The sequence below is a fragment of the Ligilactobacillus acidipiscis DSM 15836 genome (genome assembly GCF_001435755.1).
Lineage (GTDB): Bacteria > Bacillota > Bacilli > Lactobacillales > Lactobacillaceae > Ligilactobacillus > Ligilactobacillus acidipiscis.
Map to the genome: position 1 here is coordinate 1 of NZ_AZFI01000100.1, position 8,017 is coordinate 8,017.

At 37.6% G+C, this 8,017-nt stretch carries 10 protein-coding genes and 1 pseudogene; all 11 read right to left on the reverse strand.

All coding sequences use genetic code 11. The annotated features are described in order from the left end of the window. Positions 1–109: 109 nt before the first annotated feature. The 11 genes and pseudogenes from FC65_RS12460 to FC65_RS07310 all read right to left on the reverse strand — a co-directional run bounded on the left by FC65_RS12460 (position 110) and on the right by FC65_RS07310 (position 7,927). Positions 110–409 carry a RecQ family zinc-binding domain-containing protein gene (locus tag FC65_RS12460; RefSeq protein ID WP_338088179.1) on the reverse strand — a complete coding sequence of 100 codons (300 nt, stop codon included), beginning with the start codon at positions 407–409 and terminating at the stop codon, positions 110–112. Positions 410–423: 14 nt separating this feature from the next. Continuing rightward, positions 424–1,639, reverse strand: a pseudogene (locus FC65_RS07265) (RecQ family ATP-dependent DNA helicase); the annotation flags it as partial. Further along, a complete protein-coding gene (locus tag FC65_RS07270) occupies positions 1,554–2,600 on the reverse strand; it encodes a helix-turn-helix domain-containing protein (RefSeq protein WP_056972103.1) in 1,047 nt (348 codons plus the stop codon). The pseudogene FC65_RS07265 and the gene FC65_RS07270, both read right to left, overlap by 86 nt. A gap of 26 nt (positions 2,601–2,626) precedes the next feature. Then, entirely contained in the window at positions 2,627–3,358 is a 732-nt protein-coding gene (locus FC65_RS07275; protein WP_056972104.1) for a pseudouridine synthase, read from the reverse strand. Beyond that, positions 3,351–3,959, reverse strand: coding sequence for an SMC-Scp complex subunit ScpB (scpB, locus tag FC65_RS07280; RefSeq protein ID WP_056972105.1), 609 nt, complete (start codon positions 3,957–3,959; stop codon positions 3,351–3,353). Before scpB ends, FC65_RS07275 begins: the two co-directional genes overlap by 8 nt. A gap of 2 nt (positions 3,960–3,961) precedes the next feature. After that, positions 3,962–4,744 (reverse strand): segregation and condensation protein A, encoded by a 783-nt coding sequence (locus FC65_RS07285; protein ID WP_082619066.1) that lies wholly within the window; start codon positions 4,742–4,744, stop codon positions 3,962–3,964. Next, the gene (locus FC65_RS07290; protein WP_056972106.1) at positions 4,734–5,093 is read right to left on the reverse strand and encodes a GNAT family N-acetyltransferase; all 360 of its coding nucleotides are present in this window, start codon (positions 5,091–5,093) and stop codon (positions 4,734–4,736) included. Before FC65_RS07290 ends, FC65_RS07285 begins: the two co-directional genes overlap by 11 nt. 124 nt (positions 5,094–5,217) lie before the next feature. Continuing rightward, on the reverse strand, positions 5,218–6,114 hold the full coding sequence (gene xerD / locus FC65_RS07295; protein WP_056972107.1) for a site-specific tyrosine recombinase XerD: 897 nt from the start codon (positions 6,112–6,114) through the stop codon (positions 5,218–5,220). Next, the gene (locus FC65_RS07300; protein ID WP_056972111.1) at positions 6,089–6,571 is read right to left on the reverse strand and encodes a Fur family transcriptional regulator; all 483 of its coding nucleotides are present in this window, start codon (positions 6,569–6,571) and stop codon (positions 6,089–6,091) included. Before FC65_RS07300 ends, xerD begins: the two co-directional genes overlap by 26 nt. 22 nt (positions 6,572–6,593) lie before the next feature. After that, complete coding sequence (locus FC65_RS07305; RefSeq protein ID WP_056972108.1) at positions 6,594–7,454, reverse strand: CvfB family protein; 861 nt, start codon at positions 7,452–7,454, stop codon at positions 6,594–6,596. 14 nt (positions 7,455–7,468) lie between these two features. Then, positions 7,469–7,927, reverse strand: coding sequence for a DUF441 domain-containing protein (locus FC65_RS07310; RefSeq protein WP_056972109.1), 459 nt, complete (start codon positions 7,925–7,927; stop codon positions 7,469–7,471). Positions 7,928–8,017: the final 90 nt, after the last annotated feature.

An 8,017-nucleotide genomic window follows, 5' to 3' on the forward strand; every position in this document is an offset into this window, starting at 1 on the left:
TAGTGTTGCACTTAACTTGACAATTGAGGGTCGGTAAAAATGATATTAAACAGAAAATAATAAAGCTTTAAACTAAATTAAGAGCCATACAATACTATTGCAGATATTTCTAATAATTCTTGAATAATTTTTTTAAAATAGTCTGATAACTTTTCGGACTATCATTTTTCTGATGTTTAATAGGCGATGGCTGAGAACCAAAAAGCAGTCGCAGATCAAGCGACTGCTCCGCTAATTGGCAACACTTATTGTCATGTTTGACATGTTGATCTTCATCAAAATAATTTAGAATAAAATTGCGTTTACAGTTTTCCAAATTTACATATGTTAACATTTGTTGGATCGCCTGTAATTTTTCAGTACGGCGTTGCGCGAAAATATGACTCATTTGCGTAAAATCGATCCCCATTTGTTGATAGCGCNCTAACTCAGCACTTTCATTTTCCCGGCTCATTTTTTCTAGCAGTTCGGGAAATTTCTGATAAGTTTCTAATTCATCGGCATTTGGCAAAGAACTGAATGCTAACCTTCTTTGCAAAAACTGGTCATTTTCACTAAATAAGATAATTGCAATACTTTGTTTGCCGTCACGCCCCGCTCTGCCGATCTCTTGCACATAACTTTCGAGATCTTGCGGCATATGATAATGAATCACGAAGCGAATATCACTTTTATTAATTCCCATTCCGAATGCTGAAGTTGCACAGATCAGGTCTAAGCGTCCGCTTAAAAATTGCTGCTGAACTGCATAGCGTTCACTAAAAGACAGTCCAGCATGATATGAACCGACCCTCAAACCAGTCTTATTTTTTAGTAATTCACAGACTTTATCACATTGTTTTTTACTGGAAAAATAAACTAGACCTGGTGCACGTAATTTTTGGACTAATTTGATCAAGTGCTGATTTTTGTCATTCTCGTTGATGGTTTTTTCAGCCGCTAAAAAAATATTAGGACGATCAACTGAGTGTTTGACCACTTGAGCATTAGCGGGGAGTCTTAGTAGTGTGACAATATCTTTTAAGACTCTATTAGTTGCTGTGGCTGTAACGGCTAAAGTTAGCGGGTCCCCTAATCGATGTCTGATTTTGCCTAGTTGCAAATAATCTGGACGGAAATCGGGCCCCCAAGCAGAAATACAATGGGCTTCATCGATTACCAGTAGACCAATCTTAATATGGTCAAAAGCCTTGATCACATCTTCATTACGCAACATTTCAGGAGCTAAATAAATAAATGAGTATTGTCCCAGACTCTTCAATACTTGCTGTTTTTCTTGAAATTTTAAATTAGAATTAATAGCAACAACTCTCTTTTCGCCATTTAGTCGCAACTGCTCAACTTGATCTTGCATCAACGACAACAAGGGTGAAACGACCAGAACAGTTTGCTGGGTATATTTACCAAAAAATTGATAGCATAACGATTTACCCGTTCCAGTAGGTAAAACTGCGACCGTTGATCTGGCTTTAAGCAAGTTAGTGATCACATCTTTTTGTCCCGGTTTAAAAGCTGAAAAGCCAAAAGTTTCTTTCAAATACGTATATAGTTCTTTATTTGTACTCAATTGTTTTGTGACTCCTCTTGATAGCAAACAATCTATATTTAAAAAATGATATCTGATCTTGAAATTGACCAACTAATTTGTACTGCCATTGATCGATATCTGACGGTAATAAATCAGTGAGCTCCTTTTCTTCTGTGGAATTTAGAAATAATGAGTAAGGAAAGTTTTTTTCTATGATCGCGGCATTCAACAAATGTTCGCAAATCGTGCTTTCTTTTAGCTGTGTTTGTTGCGCCATGTCTGGAATACTTACCCCATTCAAAGCCTGCTTTAATGCAGCGCGACTTTTGTCAAATAAGGAATTTTTAATTTTGAAATGTTCAATTATGCTACATAATGGTGACCTAACCTTGATCAAGTGTAAGGCGAAACGGCTAGACAAATCTAGAAAAATAGTTTCGATCTCAAGTTGGGCTAATTTACTCTGCTCAGCAAGTTGTTCCGTAGTAGCAGGAACAGTATTATGGCCTGCAAATTGGGCACAAAAGACCCATGCAGTAAGTGGTTCTTCTTGTTGCAAAAAATTTGTTAATTCTTTGAGCAGATTTTCTTGTAAGAAGTTCATGCTATAATGTTTGAGCCATTTTTTAATCACAACTTGACATTCAAAATTATCTACAGCAACGTAATAGCGTGAATTACCCCAACTAGCTTCTGAAGCGACTTGAACAAGCAGTCGGATCATCCACATAAGATCAGGTATCCTGTACACATTAAAAAGTTCCGGGCAAGTTAAAGTTTGACGCTTTTTTAAGACATCCTTCTTTGCAAGACCTAGTTCAGTCAAAATGACTGTGCCATTATTATTGCGATTTAAGTATTTCTTTTTGCATAAAAGATCTATCTGCCGGTCGAAATGGACTGTATCTAATTGCGGACAAACGTTAATATGATCTAAGATCTGATAACGCATTCCCCAAAAAAGAGCTGAATTTGACAAACGTTTAGTCAGTATCTGTCGAATAACAGCTGGGCGTCTGGCTTGTTTTGCAGAGAAAAAGATCAACCATTCTTCAGCTTTTAATTCTGCCATAAGAGTGCCTCCGATAATTAACCTTTTTATTTTTTAGCGACCATTTTTTTAAGCGCCGTGATCTCCTGATTCGTTAATTTGCGAAAATCGCCAGAAGTTAAACCATCTAGATTTAAGAAACCATAAGTTTCCCGCTTCAATTTTTCGACAGGGTGTCCAACGCTCTTAAGCATCCTTTTGACCTGATGATATTTCCCTTCATGTATGGTCAACGAAACGAGCGCAGTATTTTTTTTCTTGTCGACCGACATCAACTTAGTTTTAGCTGGCGAGCTCTTATGTGTCTTGTCTAGTAAAACACCGTGTCTCAAACGCTCCAACTCATTACTTTCGGGAATACCTTTCACCTTAGCAACATATGTTTTGTTGACATGATATCTAGGATGCATCAATTTATTAGCCAGATCACCGTCATTAGTCATCAAAACTAGCCCAGAAGTGTCATAATCTAATCTGCCGACTGGATAGATCCGTTGTGGAATATCTTGAAAGAAGTCGGTGACTACTTTTCTATTTTTGTCATCTTTAGCTGCTGAGATCACTCCCCGTGGCTTATAGAGAATAAAGTACACTTTTTGGTCACTTTGTTCTAGTAAGTGACCGTCAACTTCAACAGCATCTTCTCCGCTAACTTTTACACCCAGTTCAGTCACAGTTTTTCCGTTCACACGAACTCGTCCTTCTATGATCATTTTTTCGCTCGCTCTTCTTGAGGCTACACCTGCGTTAGCCATTACTTTTTGTAATCTTTCAGTCATTGTCTTCTTCCCTTTTTCTTGACTCGTCAGAGGCGACGGTCTTTTCAAACAGCCCCATTAAATTGTCGACATTAAAAGCTTTCTCAGGGTCTTCCTGCTTAATTTCAGGTAGTTGTTTTAAACTAGTCAACCCAAAATAGTTTAAAAACTCTTCTGTTGTTCCATATAAAATTGGTCTTCCAGGTGCCTGAGACCTTTCACGTTCCTCTACCAGATCAAAAGCGGTCAATTTTTGCAGCATTCCGCTCGATTGTACCCCGCGGATCTCATCGATCTCAGTTCGCGTAATTGGCTGCTTATACGCAACGATCGCTAATGTTTCAAGTGCCTGAGTCGATAATGTTGTCATCGTAGGTGATTCAAAATAATTTTTGACCAGCGATGCAAAAGATTTCTTTGTCGTTAACTTGAAATGATCACCCGTTTGATAAAGTTGAAAACTGCAGGATTTATCACTCGTATACTTTTCTTGCAGTTTATTTAGTTGTTCTAAGACAGCGGGTTTCATAATACCACAGAGTTGAGCAAGCTCAGTAACTGTGATTCCTTCATTACCGCTGACAAAAATTAAACTTTCGATTTTTGCTTGATTTGATAGCATTTTTAATCACCACTTACCATTTTGATTTCTTCAAAATTACCATTCTGAATCATTTTTATCTTACCCTTCTTAACTAATTCCAGTAAGGCTAAAAAAGTAGTTACATATAATTCGATCTCAAACTCAGAATGGAAAAGTTCATTAAAAATAACTGGTTTACCTGCTCGTTTTACTTTTTGATTTAGGCGCAGCATTTCATCTTTGATGGAGTATTTATCGTTGGTGACACTCCTATAAATCGGTGTACTTTTTTCACGTCTGACTACGACTTTGCTAAAAGCTTGAGCCAGTTGTGTTATGTTAACCGAATACCCCGAAAGCTTGCCTAATTGAGCATCACTTGGCACAAGTGCAGCATCACGTTCAAAGTGCTGTGACCGTTCTTCATACTTTTCTTGAAGTTGGCCAGCTGCTTTTTGATATAGCTGATGTGTTAGTAATTGCTGGACTAAAACATCACGTGGATCTTCTTCTAAGTCGGTAACTGTGTCATTTATTTTTTCGTCTTCATTATGATGAGATGGCAAAAGCATTCTGCTTTTGATATTTAACAACATCGCAGCAGTAACAAAATACTCCCCAGCGATATCTAGCTCCATTTTCTTCATGTGATGGAGATAGTCAATGTACTGAGAAGTTATTTCTGTCATTGGAATATCATAAATATCCATTTCATTTTTCTTGATCAGATGCAGTAATAAATCTAACGGTCCCTCAAAATCAGCAATTTTGAAAGTTAATTTATCAAACGTCTGCATCTCTTTTGCTTTTTTTTTAGTCTTCATGTTTTTTTTCCCACTTTGTTAGCAAAGGTGCAACTTCAAAACTACCCATCATTTTGTGTTCAGGATAGCGTTGTGCAAGAGCTGAAAACATAGCAAAACTTACACCTTCTTCACGATACTGAGGAGAAACAGCAACATGACGGACCATTATGATCTTATCGTCAATTTCTGCACCAATAATCCCGCAAAAATCACCGTCTTCGTTTTTCCATAAAAACAAGCAACGATCATCTTGAGATTCATACCATTCAACTTCTGTCGAAAGTCGAGATACTTCTTTTAAATTAGGAATAAAAGAAAGTAATCCCATTGCAATTTTCTTATAACCACTTTTATATTTATAAAGCATCTAATTCCCCCGCGCTTTTTTACATTATATGTCAGACTATCACACTTGATAAAGTAAAACAAATTTCAGAAAATTTAAATATCACAAGAAATTTTTTATTGTTTACTCATTTTCAGGTATAAATCTAAGCACGTGGATGTGTCTTATTATAAACTTCGCTTAATCTACGTTTGGACAAATGAGTATAAATTTGGGTAGTAGAGATGTCAGAATGGCCTAATAATTCTTGCACGATCCGCAAATCTGCACCATTCTCTAAAATATGGGTTGCAAAAGAATGACGCAGAGTATGTGGAGTAATATTTTTTGTGATTCCAGCCTTTTGGACTTGTATCTTTAAATTTTTCCAAATTCCTTGGCGTGTCAACTTATTACCATGGAAATTTAAAAACAAAAAATCTGTTCGTTTTTCTTTCAGAAGACTTCGACGTCCGTGCTCCAAATATTCATTGACCCAGTATGCAGCGGTATCTCCGATTGGCACGATCCGTTCTTTTTGACCTTTACCAACCGTTTTTATCAATCCGACCGGTAAATGAAGATCAAACAACCTCAAGTTGATCACTTCACTGACACGAAGGCCAGTCGCGTACATCAATTCTAAAATTGCACGGTCTCGCACACCTAAAGCGCTGCTAACGTTTGGTGCTTTTAATAAAGTATCCACTTCTGTCCGAGAAAGAACCTCTGGCAAATGTTTTTCTTGTTTAGGAGTATCGATCAATGCCATCGGATCATCAATAACGCTATTTTCATGAACAAGATAGGAATAAAAACGACGTAAACTTGTCACACTTCGAATAATCGTAGAATTCGCTTTTTTTGCACTGGTTTCCAGACGCAAGTAAGCTGTGATATCGCTTCTTTTAACTTCAGAAAAACTTTTAAAGCCTTGTTTTTTTAGATACTGAACAAATTGTTCCAGATCGTTATGATAGCTTGCTACTGTATTTGCAGAAAGCCCCCGCTCAACGGTCAAATAATGTAAATAATCATTAACTATTTCGTTGATGACCTTCATCCCCCATTAGCTGTTCATTCTGACAATCTTTGCAAAGTCCTAAAAAAGTTAACCGATGGTCAGAAACCTTGAAGTGATACTTTCTGAAAACTAATTTTTCGACGTCGCTTAATAGATCCTCGTGGATCTCGATGGTTTTACCACATTGGGTGCATACCAAATGATGGTGAAAATGATTTGGATCTTCAGTTCGAAGATCATAACGGGCAACTCCATCTTCAAAGGAAATCTTAGTCAATAGGTTAAGATCCGTTAAAATATCCAAGGTTCGATAAACAGTAGCTAATCCAAATGAAAAGAAAGCACGTAAAAGCTCAATATATATTTCTTCAGCAGATAAATGTTCTTGGTGATGATCTAACAACACTTTAACGATTGCTTGCCGCTGCGGAGTCAATTTAAAGCCTGCGTTATGCATACAATTTTGAATTTTAGACATTTCATTATTCGTATCCACTGCAATGCCCCTTTCTCCAACATTAGTCATTCAAATAAATTTTACCATCTTCTTGTCTAGCAGCGCCAGCCTTGAGCAGATGGCCCAAAGCACGTTTGAATTGACCTTTGCTGATCCCAAAATAATCTTTGATTTCTTCCGGACTGCTTTTATCGGAAAAATTCAATACACCAGATGAGTGCTGCAAAGCAGCTAAAATCATTTGTGCATCGTCCCCAATAACTTCATACGCCCGTGGTTTCAATGAAAGGTTGAGCGTTCCGTCTTCTCTGATCCCAATTACTCTAGCATCCAAAACTTGGCCCAATCGTGGTTCCTCGTTCCGTTGTGATGGGTGAATAAAACCAAGACAGTAATCTTTGGTCAAAACACGTGTTCCGACTTTTTTCAGACGGTAGGCAACACACTTCACATCCTGATTGCGCATCGCTGAGTTTGCTTTTTGGCTGATCCCTTGAAACATTGTTTCTGTTGCTAAATCACCCCAAAGTCGCCCCTTTTTATCGACTTTTAGTCCGATCATTAAGCGATCATCTTTTTTAGGCCAAATTTCTCGCTGTTCGGGCAGATCATCTAGTGACACGACAATATCCTTGTTCGGCAAACCAATATCCACAAAAACACCGAGATCTCGTTGAACTGACACGACTGTCCCCCATGCATAACGGCCAATGCCTGTCTTAGGGGTAATTTTAGTCAATTGTAAATGGTGATTTTCATTTTCATAAGCAAATCCCGTTAACTTGCTCCCAATTTTAGGCAATTTTTTTAGCTCAGATTTCGCAGTTCGAAATGTTTCTCCTTCGATCTGAGAATATATATATTTATCATTTTCATTAGTAACATCAGTGGTCACTATTTTTCCCAGAATATCTTTTTTCATAATGAATTCTTCCCTCATTTAAAACTTAAGCCAAGTAATGTAATAATACAATATGTCATACCACTTGCAATAACAGGACCGGCGGCAACTCCACGCAAGAAGACGACCCCGCAAATCGTGCCAAAAACTAAAGCAACAGTTACTTGTGGTGATGCTGAAAGTTGGTCGACACCATACCGCGAAAGAATAGCCACTGCTACACCGGCCGCAATTGCGATCCATCCAGCAGGTGATTTAAAAACACTGATCAAATCGCTAAACTTAATTTCACCAGTGGCGATAGGTACTAAAATTGCGATCGAAATAATAGTAACTCCCCAATTGATACCCTTGCTTTGAATAGTTGGCAACCATTTTGCCGCAAAGGGCAACGCTTTGATAATCATTACCACTCCAGCAGCGATAATCAGCGAGGTGTTTTTCCCCAAAAAAGCAATTGCCAATATTAATAACAAAAATAACCAACTCTCCATTATCTATATCATCCTAACTTTAAAGCTTCTCTTAAACATTGTAACGGATTAACGACTAAAAAGCGAATTCTACTTTGCTATTGATAGTGT